The sequence below is a fragment of the Pseudoalteromonas sp. A757 genome, from assembly GCF_004103285.1.
Classification (GTDB): domain Bacteria; phylum Pseudomonadota; class Gammaproteobacteria; order Enterobacterales; family Alteromonadaceae; genus Pseudoalteromonas; species Pseudoalteromonas galatheae.
The window spans coordinates 62,210-78,104 of record NZ_QNQN01000062.1; the positions used below are offsets into that span (position 1 = coordinate 62,210).

Genomic DNA, 15,895 nt, shown 5'->3' on the forward strand with positions numbered 1-15,895 from the left:
TGTTAATTGGGCCAACACAATAAGTTAGCCCTTACCTATTGTTTCACTATCAGATAATTCTAGGCGCTGCCATGCACTAAGTTTCTGATAGAGCTCGTTAATATCAATGGGTTTTGCAATAAAATCATTCATTCCTGCTTGGATACACTTTTGTTTATCTTCTTCGTAGGCATTAGCTGTTATCGCGATAATATATGGATTACCGTATATGCTTGGCTCATTTCTGATAGCTTTGGTGCAAGCAAAGCCATCCATATTTGGCATTTGGCAATCCATTAAAACCAATGCATAGTTTTTCGCTTTCATCGCAACTAATGCTTCAACTCCATCGTCCACCTTATCCAACAAACAGTTTGTTTTCTCCAGCAACTTGCCAACAACCACTTGGTTAATTTTATTGTCTTCTACCAATAGAATATCAATGCCTTTGAAATCAGGAGCCCCAACTTCTTGCTGCTCTGTCTTAACTCCTTGCCCTTTTAAGGCTGGAATGTCTACATAAAATTTACTACCGAGCCCAAGTTCACTGTGAATGCTTATCTCACCATTCATCGCTTCGACTAGCTTTTTAGAAATAGCTAAACCAAGCCCAGTACCACCAAATTTTCTTGTGGTGGACAGATCTGCTTGAGTAAACTCATGAAACAACGTTTCTTGCTGTGCCTTTGAAATACCAATCCCTGTATCAGCGATAACAAACTTTAGTCTCCCGCTCTCGTAGTGAACAGTAAATTTTATTTGTCCTTTATTAGTAAACTTACCAGCATTGCTGAGCAAGTTATTTATCACCTGCGACACACGCAGTTCATCTAATTCAAGGTATGTAGGTAGCCCAGCCCCCTTTTCGTACTTAAATTCAACACCATACCTGACGTTTGAAATCTTGAAAATGCTAACCAAACTATCGAGCATTTCTTGTAAGTTCACTACTCGACGCTCTATTTTCAATGCTCCGGCTTCAATTTTAGAGTAATCCAAAATATCATTGAGGATGAGCATTAGGTTCTTTGCCGACTGCCGTATTATTGTTATTTGATCTGCTATCTCGCTGTTAAGGCTATCGTCTCTTATCAAGTTATCCGCCATCCCTATGATGCCATTTAGCGGCGTCCTGATTTCGTGGCTCATGTTTGCAAGGAATCGGCTCTTTGAGTGATTGGCAGCGTTAGCGGCTTCTACCGCTTTGGTAAGCTCTTCGGTTTTTTCAGCAACCTGTTGCTCAAGCTCACGATTAAAGTCGGTAAGCTTACGGTTGAGTCTTTCATTTTCCAGGCTGGCTTGGTTTTGCTTTGTAAAACTTAGCGTTAACTTAAAAGCCAACTGATTAAATTGCTGCTGTAGCTCGATAATCTCTAGGAAGCTGCTATCGGCATTGGCGGAGTTTTCAATGAGCGTTGAAGGCTCATACGCTCGAATATCGTGGCTCAATGCAACAATAGGACGTACGAGTAGACGAGTAAGCTGACGTACAAAAATAGAACTCAATACAATAATCGCAAGCGCAAGTCCCAAAGCATCTGACCAGGCTTCAGCAGCAACTAAGTTAAGATATTTACGGTCAAGCATAGTGATAACTGACCATTCATATTTTTTTGATACCGCAGTTTGCTTAAATAAGATTTGCTCAGTAGAGTCTTCAAAAGTTGATGCCTCCTTGTCAAACAAGGCTTGTAATACCGCATCACTTGGCATATCCAAGGTTTTAAATTCGGTTTTTAACGAGCTGTAGACGACCCTTTTATGCTTATCCAACACAATCAAGCTAGCGTCTTCAGCAAGAATTTTTGGAATGAAGCGTTCAAATGAGCCAAATATTAAAGAGCCTTCTACAATCCCTCTAAACTCTTCTTCGATAAAGATTGGCGCTGAAATTGCGACAATAGGAGCTTCATCAAAGCCACGCCCTTGAAATATTCCTGACACAAATCCGTCGGGGTGTTCAGGTGCTTTAATAAAATAGTCTCTGTCTGAAACATTGGCGTTTGTCCCCTTCATCGTCTCTGCAAATTGCTGAGGATAGAGGTGAGTAACATTGGCTTGATCGTCAGCAACAATCGCCGTTCTAAAATTAGCATGTGTTTCTAACAAGCGCTCGATGACATAATCAGCATTAATTCCTAAAGACACATCAGAGGCAGATATCACCATCGCCCGACGATAAGCATCTAAATAATCATCAATTTGAGCAATGATAGAGCCGGAGGCCTCTTCAAGCTGAGTTTTTATCTCAGTTTCGATTCGTTTATAGTAATTGTTTGTCAGCACAACGGTCGTCATCAATACAACCAGAACAATAACTAGGTTGACTGTAGAATTAAGAATTTGATTGAGCGGCATCCCTTGCCATTTACTTCGAGTAAAGAAAAAGCTCAGCAAGTCGACTACTGCCAAGCAGATACCGGCGTTGATAAGGTACTTAGCTAGTGCAGTGAATATAACGAGTAACGGCAGTTCAAGGGCAAAGTAACCAAAAATAAATAAGGCTGGTAAACCCAGCAAAATCCAATAAGAAATACCCCGAACAAAAAATGGCTTGGCGAAACGGACGCAGACAAAGTGTAGCCACAATACTTCGAAGAAAAAAACTACTGAGGGCCAAGCATGCTCCCATCGATACCAAATGAACCCAGCCCCGATTAACACAGCAATGATGGCGTACTGCCACCCGAATAGCAGCAGGATAAACAAAACAAATAACTGACCAAATAGAAACTCAGAGCTATCTAGAAACCAAATTGGCAACAGATTGGCCAGCCCACCTAGTACACCTAGGGCTATGGTTATTATGAGCGCTTGCTTTTGATTCAAGTATTACACCACCGCTTTGAATTATTACCTAGTTAAGTATAACAATAAAAAATAATTTAAAACCTGCCAAGGTGGCGCAAGAAATAACCGAAAAACTATATCACACTTTAAACTCTGTTAGTCCTAATGATGTGGGCAGTCATGGCTTTCAATTTGTAGTACACTACTCAACACATTGAAAGACTTCTTCAACGCTTCTTCCACTTCCACTCGACATGCTGAGTCATGGGACTCGATAGTACAGTGATGCTTTAATACCACATGTGCTCCAATAACCACTGCACCATCAATTTTACTGATCGTAATATTATGTGCACTCTCTACGTGCTCAGTGGACACTATGGTTTTTTCAACCTCCTGCACCGTCGGTAAAACCTCAGACGAAGTAGATAAACCCTTAAGGCAGGCCATTATCACCTTGATGCCGGTAAACAACACAAAAACAGAAATCAGCATACTTGAAAGAATATCTACTATCTCCCAGCCAGTTAGATGAATAATCACCCCGGCCACGAAAGTTGAAATAGTGGAAAGTAAATCAAAGAATGAATGAAGAAACACGGCATAAACGTTGATACTATCTTTTCTGCCTTTGTATAACACCCATGCAGAAGCGCCATGAAACAGAAATCCAATGGCGGCAATCATAGACATTAAATAACTGTTCACTTCTAAATCATGCCCACCTGCATGGTGAGACAGACGCTCGCTTCCCTCGAGTAAAATAACCACAGCTATGGATAGGTATAGAATACCGTTGATCAAGCCACCAGTATACTCAGCTCTTTTATAGCCATCGTTATAGGTTTTGGCTAAATAAACAGCAGCACTAGACGCAATTAGTGCGATAAACAATGAACTATTATGAACAAATAGATGCCCGGCATCTGCCAGCACAGCGAGAGAATTCGCATAATAAGCACCAACGACTTGAATGATCATAAACGAGCATGTGATTGCAAGCGCAATCAGCAGCCTTCGCCGAGAAGCTTGGTGCGTTGTAATAACTGTCATGAAATGAATCGTGTACCTTTGTAAAATAGAATGCTACGTATCTCTATGCTTAGAATAAAAAATCAAAAACTAATGTTGAGTATTGTGTCCCACTTAATCACACCGCTCCAGTTGCAGAATGACGATGAATCAAGGCAGATAAATCAAGGTGACAAGATACGTAATTGCTGTTTAAGCATTGTGCTAAACGGCAATGATATACAATCGCAATTGTAACTCTTACCAAAGCCAAATGCACTAATAATTACAACACTTTTTGCGGCAATACTTTTCCTATTTCACAACCAGTCTAAATTGCCACGGTAATTACACAGTGTCTATATTGATGTAATCCCCTCGGTGGTAGGAGTGTTATCGGCAAGGTTTTCTCGCTCCATAGTAGATCTCTTAATTGGGCGCATCGGTATTACTTATTTTTCTCCAACTGTTTCACAACATCACTAGCGATTTGCTGTAAAATTTTGCAGTCCTCTGCACCAAGTTCACGAGGCTCCGTATCGATAATACACACAGTTCCGACACGATACCCTGAAGATAAAATGAGTGGCGCACCTGCGTAGAAGCGAATATACGGTGCATCTTGTACCAGAGGATTGTCCATAAAACGAGTGTCTTCGAGCGTATCGCTTACGACAAATACAGTCTCTCCCAATATCGCATGACCACAAAAAGAAACATCTCGAGAAGTCTGCTCCGCATCTAATCCAAAGCGAGATTTAAACCATTGTCTATCTTTGTCAACAAGGCTAACCAATGCGATTGGAACATCAAAAACATGGGCAGTAAATTGGGTAATTCTGTCTAATTCTTCAGTTGCATCAGTATCCAGTACCGCCAAATCCCAAAGGGCGTGTTGCCGGGCATATTCGTTGTCGGGTAGCTCTGGGGGATTCATAATACACTTAATTAGACACCGTTTATATTTCTACTATAGTTTGTTTTATGAGATAACGCAGGTGGCAAATGTGAGCAAATATCTAAAACTAATCACCTTGACCATTTTTTCCCTAATCTGTTTAAGCGGTTTTTATCTCGAAATTAACGAATTCAATAAGAGCCGCATTGTCCATAAAAGCCTAGCCCATTATTACAACAACCTTTCCGCTCTTGATAAAGCAATTGAAGTAATATTTAGTCTACAGCGTGAGAGGGGGATGTCTACAGGGTTCATGCCTGAAGACGAGCATAATACGCGGCTACAGGCATATTACCAAGAGACAGATAAAAATATACAAAAGCTAGCTGCAGAGAAGTTTACTAGCATCCAGAACTTTGAACAGTTCCAGCTAACTTTAAAAGAGGATGTACAAGCACTTAGAAAACTCAGTCGACAAGTCGACTTTGACCATGAGCAGCTGTTCTTCCGTTACACTATTTTGATCAATTACCTGACCGATACGGTACGTACTATACAAACCGAACAATCCTACATTAATACCTTTAGTAATCACCAAAACAATGCTCAGTTTCAAAATATCCACTCGCTTATCAGAGCGATTGAATTAGGCGGTAGATTTAGAGCCAAGATAAGTCGGTACTTAACCGCGGATGAAGAAAATATCCAGTTAAGGGCCATGAGAAGCGCGTTGCACAACTATGCAACCCATATTACCCTTTTAGAAAGCTTGAAAGATAATCAAAATACAGAGCAGCTGTACAACGTCGCTACTACCTCTGACGGGTTTAGTGCTGTGGCATCAACTCTACATCTGTTCAATCAAGGACTGGAAAATAACCTCTCACATTATACGTGGTGGGATAGTAGCACCAGTTACCTCAATCTCCTCACCGACGGCAGCTTAAGTTTATTGTCATACATGAAGGACTCAGCCTCAGAGCGCATGCAAAAGTCGCAGCAAACAGCACACGCTTCTCTTATTACTTCTTGCGCTACCGCTGTTATCTACTTCATCCTCATCAGCCTATTAATTAAAGCGTTTACAGAATTAAAAGTATATAAAACCGCGCCACTAAGAGCACAAACAGCTCAGCTCATCGTCATTTTTTCCTCAGTACTTGCAGTATTGTTTGTCGAGCATTCAGCTAGCCAAAAGCAGCTATTATATTTATCTAAGGTGCAAACATTGAGGCAACTTAATAATCAGTCTTTGGAGCGAATAAATCACCTAAAAACACTGTGGTATAACCCAATGATTGAAGAGCTCAAGCAAGCGAGTATAGATACCAGCAATGCTAAGCACACTCGATTGCAAACTTTGACCCTCAACGACTTACATGACACTCAATACTTAAAAAAAAGCCAGATAACATCACTCTACTCACAAAACCAAGATAACCTGCTGCGTGGTGGTATTGTGACGAAAGTGATAACAGGAAACGATGGTCATCGGATACTTATTATGACCGGGATCGGGCTTTCCAATTCAGGGCTAACTGGCACACTGTATTGGTATGAAACGCAACTTGACGTGTTACTTGGTAGCTTAGAGTTAAACCTTAATACTCGCCTTGAAAACGCATCTGGCTACTACACACTGCAGGAACTGCAAACTCTAGAAATGGGTGGTAATCTAACACCATCAATTCAGTTACTATTAAATAATAATAAGTCAGCTGATTTTTTAAGCGCAAAAGTTTGGGATCAGGAGCTTCAAATAGGCACTTATGCTTATTCACATGAAGCTTTCAATAAAGACCTACTCTACACGATAGAAATAAAGTTTATTTGGCAAGTGCTAGCCCTAGTTGCATTTTGTTTGTTTGGTTTAATAATTAGTTATCGCGCTCAACAAAAAGCAAGAAAAGAAAAGCAGGCCGCAAAAGATGCAATTCAAAAACGTCAAACACTCCTCAATGCTTCTGAAAAGCTTGCCGTAATTGGCAGCTTTGAAATGCCTGTGGGGCAATACTTTACGCATGCTTCTGAGGGCTTTAAAGCATTGTTTAGTTTACACAATGACGATGATTACTACGACTTAAAGCCAATCGTAAAGTCACTCGATAGAGGTAATAGAAAGAGGTTACACTCAAACCTACGATCCTTAACTCATGAACAGTCCCGTGAGTTTCAATTAACATTAAGTGATGAATCTTCGACTCGGTATCTAACTGTTATTCTTAATTTAAAGTATTATTCCAGTGAAAATACACATTTTATTGTTGGCGTTGTAAAAGATATAACCAATCAAGTTAATGAAAGTAATCGTCAAAAAAGAATACAGAAAGAGCTTGTTTCCGCACGAAAAGAAGCGCTAGAAAAAATGCACGAGGCAGAAGCAGAAAGAACCTCTGCGCAACGATTACTCAAGATCCAAAAGTCTACTGAGAAGCTACTTCAAGAAGCCATTGATTCATTTCCTGCTTTTATCTTGTTAATTGATGAAAAACAGAAAATTACTATGTTAAATCAGTTTAATGAGCACCTAAAATGCGCTTCTAATATTGAATATCAGTTTATGGGGAGCACTATCAACAAAGGCTCAGACATCGTCCAACTCTTTGAGCAACTGCCATTAGTCGATAGCAAAGGCCTGCTAGACATGCTTGAGCAATCGAAACACCAAACGTCTTACCAAGCGCAAACTACCTGTCAATACCATATAAAAAACGAAGTGTATTGGTTCAACGTGTTAGTAAAAAACATTAATACCGAATCAGGAAAGTACACCCTTATCTATCAGAATGACATGACTAAGAGCGTCAACTTTTCGGATGAGTTAGAGCAAGCTCGCAAAAAAGCAGAGCAAGCTAGTAAAGCAAAATCACGTTTCCTAGCTACAATGAGTCATGAGATTAGAACGCCGATGAATGGCGTAGTAGGCATGCTAGATATTCTCGCCCAATCGGATCTTGACCATGAGCAGTCTCACCTTACTAAAGTCGCGAAAAGCTCGGCACTGGTGTTACTGAGAATAATAAACGATATTTTAGACTTTTCAAAAATTGAAGCGGGTAAAATGGAGCTTGAATCAACACCATTTAACTGGCAGGAAATCATCAGCGAGCTCGCAGAATTACTTGCATATCAGGCCGATTCAAAGAAAATCAAACTTGCTTTTTACCTTTCACCACAGTTGCCAATTTGGCAATTGGGTGATCCGGTTAGGCTACGGCAAATTTTATTAAATTTGGTCGGTAATGCGTTAAAGTTTACCAAAACTACCGCCACCGCAGTGGGATTTGTAGAGGTTACAATTGGCCGTTCTGTTGATGACAACTTAATGGAAATTAGCGTTAAAGATAATGGTAAAGGCATGTCTGAAGAGCAAGTAGACAACCTCTTCAAACCCTTTGTACAAGCTGACAGCAGTATTCAACGACAATACGGAGGGACAGGTCTTGGGCTTTCCATTACCCACAAGCTCGTAAGCATGATGGAGGGAGAAATTGAATGTAGGAGTCTAGAGGGGTTCGGCAGCAACTTCATTGTTACATTGCCATACCATGAAGTACCAAAGCAGAATAGCGATTCAGATCTGACCTTAGATAGGCTTAAAATTGCCGTAGTCGGTGACGAGGATAAGTTTGAAAAAGACCTGCAAAATCAACTGCGAATATACGAAGCACAATGCGAAATATTCCCTCGAGAACTTTTTAATGCACAACTGATTGATAGCCAGCAGTTCGATTATCTCGTCATTACGGCCGAAGCTTTTCAACGCCTGACAACCGAAGGAAAAGAAGTTTTTATTGCTGAGAGCAGTTGCAAGTATGTGCTACTGGATAATAATCAGGACAAACTGCCCTCTAATAACAGCATCCGAGTGTCAAATTTGGCACTATATCCTTACTACGCCTATAAAGTTGTCTCACACATCGCCTCGCTAGAAGGACTAATCGAATGTGACTCAGATAACAAAAATAGAGATAACCTAGGATCTGTAACCGTACCAAGCATAAATGAAGCACAAGCAATAAATAAACTCATCTTGGTGGTCGAAGATAACGTTTATAATCAGGACTTATTTAAGCGACAGTTAGCGTTACTAGGTTACCAATGTATCATTGCTGACAACGGCAAAGTTGCCTTGCAACTACTTGAACAGTATAACTTTTCACTCATTATTTCAGATTGCCATATGCCTGTAATGGATGGTTATGAATTTACAAGGAAAAGACGAGAAAATGAGCAAATACACAATTTGGGCCATATACCGATCATCGCGGCTACCGCTAATGCCTTAGAGGGTGAGCAAGATATCTGCTTCCAAGCGGGTATGGATGACTACATTGCTAAACCCATCGTACTACAAAAGTTGAACAGTAAACTCAAAAAGTGGTTTTCAAGTCATTTAAAAACAAACGCTCAAGCACCTATTCGTTCCGCTTCACTTATAGAAGAATTGTCTGCACCACCCCATCATATTGACCTCGCTATACTCGGTGAGTATGTCGGGACAGATAAAGATTTACAGCATATCTTTTTGAGAAGCTTTGTAGAAGATACGAAAAAGCTGCTGCAAGAAATTGACATGAATAGCACTGAAAGTATCAAGAATATCGCACATCAGGGAAAAACCTCCGCCAAAGCAGTAGGCGCAATACAACTTTCCGAAAAGATGGCAGAACTCGAACGAGCGGCAAGTGAGGGCAACTCCACCAAGATTGAAAGCTTGTTAAATCAGTGTTTAACACTCTTTGATAATGCACAAGCTGAAATCGCTTCTATACTTAATGTAGATGATCTAACTTGATCGTGTGCTAAATAACTCAGGCTTAGTATGTATGATAGATAATAAGCACCTAATTATTGCAATTGATGACAGCGAGCTCATCCTCACTCAATTACAGCTGTTGGTTGCCAATCAAACACCGTGCCTTTTTAAAGGTTTTATCAATGGAGCGTCTGCATTAGAAAGCCAAGAGCTTCATCAAGCTTCTCTTATTTTACTCGATATCAATATGCCACAAATGGATGGTGTTGAAATCTTAAGAAAATTTGCCGAACTAAACATTCAAGCACCTATCGCATTGCTAAGTGGCGAAAAAGACCTATTTATTAGGAACACCGCTGCACTGGCTGAACTGCATGGCCTCAATATTATATCCAGTTTAGAAAAACCACTTTCTATAACTAAGCTCAGAGAGCTTTATAGTCAACTTCAGTCCAGAGGTACCCCCGCAAGATCCCAACATGCATTACAAAACTATAGTAAAGATGAAATCTACGAAGGGTTATTGCGTGAGGAGTTTTGTGCTTATTTCCAGCCCAAAGTTGCAAGTCCGTCAGGTACCATTATTGGCGCAGAGGTGCTCGCGAGATGGCATCATAACAGCGATGGTATAGTTCAACCTTCACAATTCATCACGACAATGGAAGAGCACAATTTAATTCATCTACTTTCCTATAATTTGTTGAAACAGACCTTATCTTTGCTAAGCCATAATCGCGATGTTCTAAAAGCACTTCAATTTAGTATCAATTTGAGTGTTAAAGAACTCGAAGACATAAAACTCCCAGAAAAGCTCGAATCTATCTGTGAAGAGTACTTCACCCCCACTTCACAGATCACCTTAGAGTTAACTGAAAGCCATTTATTAGACAATATCAAGCGTGCGCTTGACGTGTTACTGCGTCTAAAGCTTAAAGGCTTTAAACTATCAATAGATGACTTTGGTACAGGTTACTCCTCAATAAAACAACTTAGCGAGCTACCTTTTGATGAGCTAAAAATAGATAGGTGCTTTGTTGATGGCTGCTCCACACAGCCCAATAAGCGTGTCATTATTGCTAGTACCTGTGAAATGGCGCACCAACTTGGACTAGAGGTGGTAGCTGAAGGGGTCGAAGAGGTGGAAGATCTAATTGTGCTACAAAGCTACGAAGTAGAATACATACAAGGGTATTATTATTACCCACCTTGTCCGCCGTCAGAGTTTTTACAAATGGTCTCCGAATCTGCGTTGCAAAAGTCTCATTCTAGTAAATAATTAAACTTAGTAGTCTTTGCTGTACTCTCAAACCCAGAGGGAATTTATGCATAAAAAAGAAGTTGAACACGCGCAGCGACATCCAAAAGTTATCATCATCTGTGACGATCCAGCAGATCTAAGTGGTGTTGTTGACATTGTTGCTTCTCAGGTAAGCGCATTTCGCACACTAACAAGCCATAAAGAAGTCGCTGAAGTGCTTACAGAATCACCACCTGATGTTATCGTCATTGCTCGAAGTACGGTTGCAAAAAGCGTAGAAATATACAGTCTACTTGCAAAACATGGCCTGCTTAATTACGCCCATGAGAACATCCTACTATGTGAAAATAAAGAATCAGGTGTCGCCTTTAGGTGTTGTATGAAAGGTATTTTTACCGATTACTTTGTTTACAAACCTATGTACGAAAATTACCGATTTCGGATGATCTTGCATAATGCTTTGGTTCGCACAGAGGGCACATCTGAGGTCACCAAGATCCGAGAAGAACATTTTGGTCGCATCGATGATAAATTAAAGCAACTCATTGATGATGCAGCTTTGTACCATCAAAAAGCGGATGAGACACTACAGACAGTAAGGCGAAACCTAGATAATGAAAAAGGAATTAACAAAGTTCAAGATGACTTGCTCAATGAGCTGAAGCAAAAACACTTATCGCCACTATTGGATGAATTAGAACATCAATTGGCAGATAGCGTTCATGAATTAACAAAGAGGCTGAAAGATAAACAGTTTTCTATCGCAGAGCTTACCGCGTTACTGAGCGAAAAAGACAACTCAAAATGCGCACAGTTAGCGCAGAATGTATTGCCAGTTGGTGAGACGGGTGAAGTCAACATTAGTGAGCCGAAAGCACTTGAAACAAAGCAAGAAGAAATAAAAATAATGGTGGTCGAAGACAACGAAATCTACCGTGAAATGATAGCTAAAATTTTACGCGACGAGGGACATAAAGTAGAGTGTGAAACCAGTGGACTAGGTGCAATAAAAACATTGAGGAAGCATAAATTCACCATGGTGTTTATGGATCTATTTATGCCTGAACTCGATGGCTACAACACAACAAAAAATATTCGCAACATTCCACATTGTAAAAAACTGCCGATCATTGCTTTAACAAGCAATAAAAACAAAGACATAATTAGAAAATGGGCATCTTTAGGGCTTACAGGATACATCACCAAGCCTTCAACCAAATCATCTATTCTTAAAGCAGTGGAAAAAGCACTGACGGAAAGCCAGTAAGTTGTCTAAAATACAAATCAGCAAACATTATCAAATCGAGTTCTGCCAAGATAAGCCATATCAGCTCCGACGTTAATCACGGAGCTGTAAAAGCCATTAGCTTAATTAGGTGATCTATTTTGAGGCAAGGCAAAGGTTTTGCTATTTAGTTGTTCTAAATAAGAAATTTTTTAGAGTAGTGAGAGGCAGATTTGCTCCTTCAATTTGACCCTGTATTAAGACAAATTGGCACACATGGCCGCATAAACCAACAATGAAGTGAACGATGACTAGAAAAGCAACGACCTTAAGCCATTACACTACTCGCTTAAATCACGTTATTGATTATATCTATAACAATATTAATCGCGATCTTGATGTTATCACGCTTGCTGATCAATGCCATATGTCGACCTATCACTTTCACCGTGTTTATCGCTCAATCGCTGGGGAAACCATCAATGCAACCGTGAGAAGAATGCGACTACACGTTGCCGCAGGCATGTTAATTCGCACTCAAGACTCTATTGCAAAGGTGGCTGAGCAAGCGGGCTACGCAAGTATTGAAGCATTTAGCCGAGCATTTTCCCAACGATACAAGCAACCACCTAGTCTGTTTCGTCAACGTGAACAGACCAAGTTAAAGGACTATGCAGCCGAATTTTATATTATTAAGGCAGATGAGGATTCGAATATGTTTAATGTAGAAATCAGCAGTAATGAGCAAATGACGTTGATCGGACTTGAGCATCATGGCGATTACATGCAAATTGGCCAGGCATTTGAAAAGTTAAACTTACTGGCGCAACAACAAGGTTTATTAGATGCAGAAACGCGTTTCTTTGGTGTGTATTTTGACGACCCAAAAACTGTCGAGGAAAATAAACTGAAATCAATGGCGACAATTTTAGTGCCAAAGACAACAGCCTCCCTACCAGAGGGGTTTTGTGAATTCACCATTCCACAAGGCAAAACGGCGAACCTACTCTACCAAGGAGACTACGCCTCTTTAGAAACACCGTATGAATATCTGTTTGGACAATGGTTACCCAACAGCGAGTTTGAGCCTGCAGATGTACCCGTTATCGAAGAGTACTTAAATGATGTCAGGGAGACACCACCACACGAGCTTCTCACTCGTATCACTTGTTACATTAAATAACTGATTTTTTATCCCGTTAAGGGTTAACTAATCTAAACGTGACTAAGCATCGACTGCTTAGAAAGAAAAAGGAGGGACTTCCCTCCTTTTCTTTTCGAACCGATTAGAACTTATAGTTAAAGCTCAACTTAGCGTTACGCTCATTACCCGGCATACCACCTAAGAACAATGCTTTACTGTAATAACGCTCATCAGTTAAGTTTTCTAAGTTTAGCTGAATGTCGAACTGCTCGGCATCGAACTTAATTGCTGCGTCCCAGCGGGTATAACCATCAATCGTCGCTGTTGGGAGACCGAAAGACACAGAGTTAATTGTTCTTTCACTCTCATAGTTAATGCCAAGACTATACTCTAATGCACCACCAAACCATTCCATAGGTTGAGTATACTTCACCCATGTGCTGGCAAACTTTTTTGGTACCCCTTTCATTTGACCTGAGCGCTCGTTTGAACGGATCTCAACAGCATCTTGATAGGTTGCATTCATGTTCACACTGATTTGGTCGTTCAATGCTAAATTTAAGTCCAGCTCTACACCTTTTGACTCATCTTCATCATCAAAGAAATAGTGTGGAACACTCACATTGTAGTCTTCTCCAGGCTGATCATTGTACTCAGGGTTTTTATACATGAGATTTGTACGTTTTGTTTCAAACCACACTAATGACCCTAATAAGTCTTCGTCAAAGGCAGTAAAACGCACACCAATATCTAACGTTTCAGATTCCGAGTCAGGTCGATTTTTACGGTTTGCATTAGCTTCATTTTCTAGGCTACCCAGTACACTGTATGCTGTACGACCTTTTGCCATGTTTACAAAAGCAGACAGCTGAGGAGTCACTTGATAGTTTACCCCCACATTGTAAGTCATACCTGCATCGTCAGTATCCAACTCTTTACCTACTGCGGCGAGTACTTCACTTCCCAAATGCTGATACTTTTGTTCAACGCTAGTATATGCAAGACCAGCACGAGCAGTTAGTGCATCAGTGATATAGAGCACTTCTTGTGCACTAATGCCATAAGCTGTAAGCGTTTTGTCATAATTAGTTCGCAACGATGGGTCGTAATCTTCGAAATCACCCGTTGGCCAGTTAGGATTGCGAATATCTAAAATGTAAGGCACAGAACCATTGCCATCGGCATCATAGGCAGACCAACTCTTTAAACGCATATCGCGATTTTCATAGTTAACACTGACTAAGTGCTCTCCGCTCAAAGAACCCATATCCCAAGTTAACTGCAAATCGGCAAAGTACTGCCAGGTTTTTTCACTGGCAACTTGGCGACGATATTCTTGACGGCGAGCCGCATACGGGTATAACTCACCGTTAACAACCAAAGGCGCTCTTGGTATACCATTGATCACATCGTAAAACTCACCTTTGTACTTTGTTCTACGCTCCCAATAAACATAATTATAAGCACCTGTTTGGCGAACAAAATCCGAATCGTAACTACGCCATAACAGTTGTTGAGTCAGCTTTGAGTTGCGATTTAGATACCAGTCATGACGTAATTTAATACGAAACTCTTCGCCCTCATTTGGGCGTGAAAGTGGTGAAATTAGGTTGCCATCACCCAAGTCAAACGGTTTTAGACCGTCTGACGCTAAAATGGAAGCCGCTAATTGAGCACGCTGCTCATCTGTAAGCTGCTGACCAAGCCACTTTTCATCTTTTACTATATAGTTAGAGTCGTTAGGTAAAAGGTCAGCAGTAACTAACCCGGGCTCTGCGTCGATACTATCCCAGTTAATAATCCGTACCGGATCGCCGATTGAATCTACTTGTTGTGAGTCATCAATATAAGCTGTTGAAAGTAAAAATGAGTGCTCGCTGCTTGGGTCGAAACGTAAGCTTGCATAGATTTCGTCTCTATTTGATTCTAGATCTCGATAGCCGTCGCTACGCTCATGGTTTGCAACAACACGGTAGGCAAGCTTATCAGTAATTGCATCTGTAAAATCAACGCCCAAGCCATAAGTATTCCACGCGCCCACTTTACCGTTAATTGCAAGTGCTTGTTCAAATTGAGGCTTTTTCTCGACTAGGTTAACTACCCCACCCGCTGCACCAATGCCATAAAGGCCTGTAGCAGGGCCTTTTAACACTTCAATACTTTCGATGTTGGTTAAGGAGCGTGTTGGGTTGAAGCTGTTCCCTAAATCAGCACCACCATACATACCATCGTAGGTATAGTTCACACCTAAACCACGGACCATTAGTGAATCACCAATGCCGTAGTTATTACCAGCCTGAGACAAACCACTTACGTTGCGTAATGCTTCTTGCAAAGTCGCTGCGCTTTGCGAATCTAGTAGCTCTTTGTCAACAACAACAACCGCCGCAGGCGTTTGCATAAGATCCATATTAGACTTGGTTGCAGTACCAGATTGCAGAATAATGTTATTATGTTTGCCATAAACACTGATTTTTTCTATATCATCTGAAGCGGAAGCGGTTGTGCTTGCACCTAGTAAAGCTATCTTAACCGCAATACAAGAAGCGGAAAGAACAGAAGAGCGAGAGTATTGCATTTTTAACTCCAAACTACGCAATTGGATAGTGGTGAAATAAGCCAAATACCTATTTCAGAAAATAATTTATCAGAGAGGGGGCGAAGTTTAGCAAAACAATAGTAATGATAACAACTATCATTTACATTTTATATTTGTAACGATTTTTGCAATAAACTCAAACATGATAACGAAGTGTAATAAGATGGTGTTTTTTAGGGTCAACAGAGCTTTCAGGTCTGCTTTTACAGCAGTTTGATTTGTTTCGTTGTTG

Annotated in this window: 8 protein-coding genes; 4 read left to right on the forward strand and 4 right to left on the reverse strand. The window is 40.6% G+C overall.

From position 1 onward, the window contains the following. Window positions 1-24 precede the first annotated feature (24 nt). The 3 genes from DRB05_RS06465 to DRB05_RS06475 form a co-directional block, all read right to left on the reverse strand. The gene (locus DRB05_RS06465) at window positions 25-2,808 is read right to left on the reverse strand and encodes a hybrid sensor histidine kinase/response regulator (protein ID WP_128726203.1); all 2,784 of its coding nucleotides are present in this window, start codon (window positions 2,806-2,808) and stop codon (window positions 25-27) included. A 123-nt stretch (window positions 2,809-2,931) separates the two neighbouring features. Next, a complete protein-coding gene (locus tag DRB05_RS06470) occupies window positions 2,932-3,822 on the reverse strand; it encodes a cation diffusion facilitator family transporter (RefSeq protein WP_128726204.1) in 891 nt (296 codons plus the stop codon). Window positions 3,823-4,228: 406 nt separating this feature from the next. Beyond that, on the reverse strand, window positions 4,229-4,717 hold the full coding sequence (locus DRB05_RS06475) for a GAF domain-containing protein (RefSeq protein ID WP_128726205.1): 489 nt from the start codon (window positions 4,715-4,717) through the stop codon (window positions 4,229-4,231). A 70-nt stretch (window positions 4,718-4,787) separates the two neighbouring features. Here DRB05_RS06475 and DRB05_RS06480 point away from each other — a divergent pair, with 70 nt between their 5' ends. The 4 genes from DRB05_RS06480 to DRB05_RS06495 all read left to right on the forward strand — a co-directional run bounded on the left by DRB05_RS06480 (window position 4,788) and on the right by DRB05_RS06495 (window position 13,103). Further along, window positions 4,788-9,476 (forward strand): ATP-binding protein, encoded by a 4,689-nt coding sequence (locus DRB05_RS06480; protein WP_128726206.1) that lies wholly within the window; start codon window positions 4,788-4,790, stop codon window positions 9,474-9,476. 31 nt (window positions 9,477-9,507) lie between these two features. Then, on the forward strand, window positions 9,508-10,713 hold the full coding sequence (locus DRB05_RS06485) for an EAL domain-containing response regulator (RefSeq protein ID WP_128726207.1): 1,206 nt from the start codon (window positions 9,508-9,510) through the stop codon (window positions 10,711-10,713). Between the two features lie 46 nt (window positions 10,714-10,759). Then, window positions 10,760-11,962 (forward strand): response regulator, encoded by a 1,203-nt coding sequence (locus tag DRB05_RS06490; RefSeq protein WP_128726208.1) that lies wholly within the window; start codon window positions 10,760-10,762, stop codon window positions 11,960-11,962. Between the two features lie 265 nt (window positions 11,963-12,227). Continuing rightward, entirely contained in the window at window positions 12,228-13,103 is an 876-nt protein-coding gene (locus DRB05_RS06495) for a GyrI-like domain-containing protein (protein ID WP_128726209.1), read from the forward strand. Between the two features lie 103 nt (window positions 13,104-13,206). Here the strand turns inward: DRB05_RS06495 and DRB05_RS06500 are convergent, their stop codons facing one another. Then, the gene (locus DRB05_RS06500; RefSeq protein WP_128726210.1) at window positions 13,207-15,642 is read right to left on the reverse strand and encodes a TonB-dependent receptor; all 2,436 of its coding nucleotides are present in this window, start codon (window positions 15,640-15,642) and stop codon (window positions 13,207-13,209) included. Window positions 15,643-15,895: the final 253 nt, after the last annotated feature.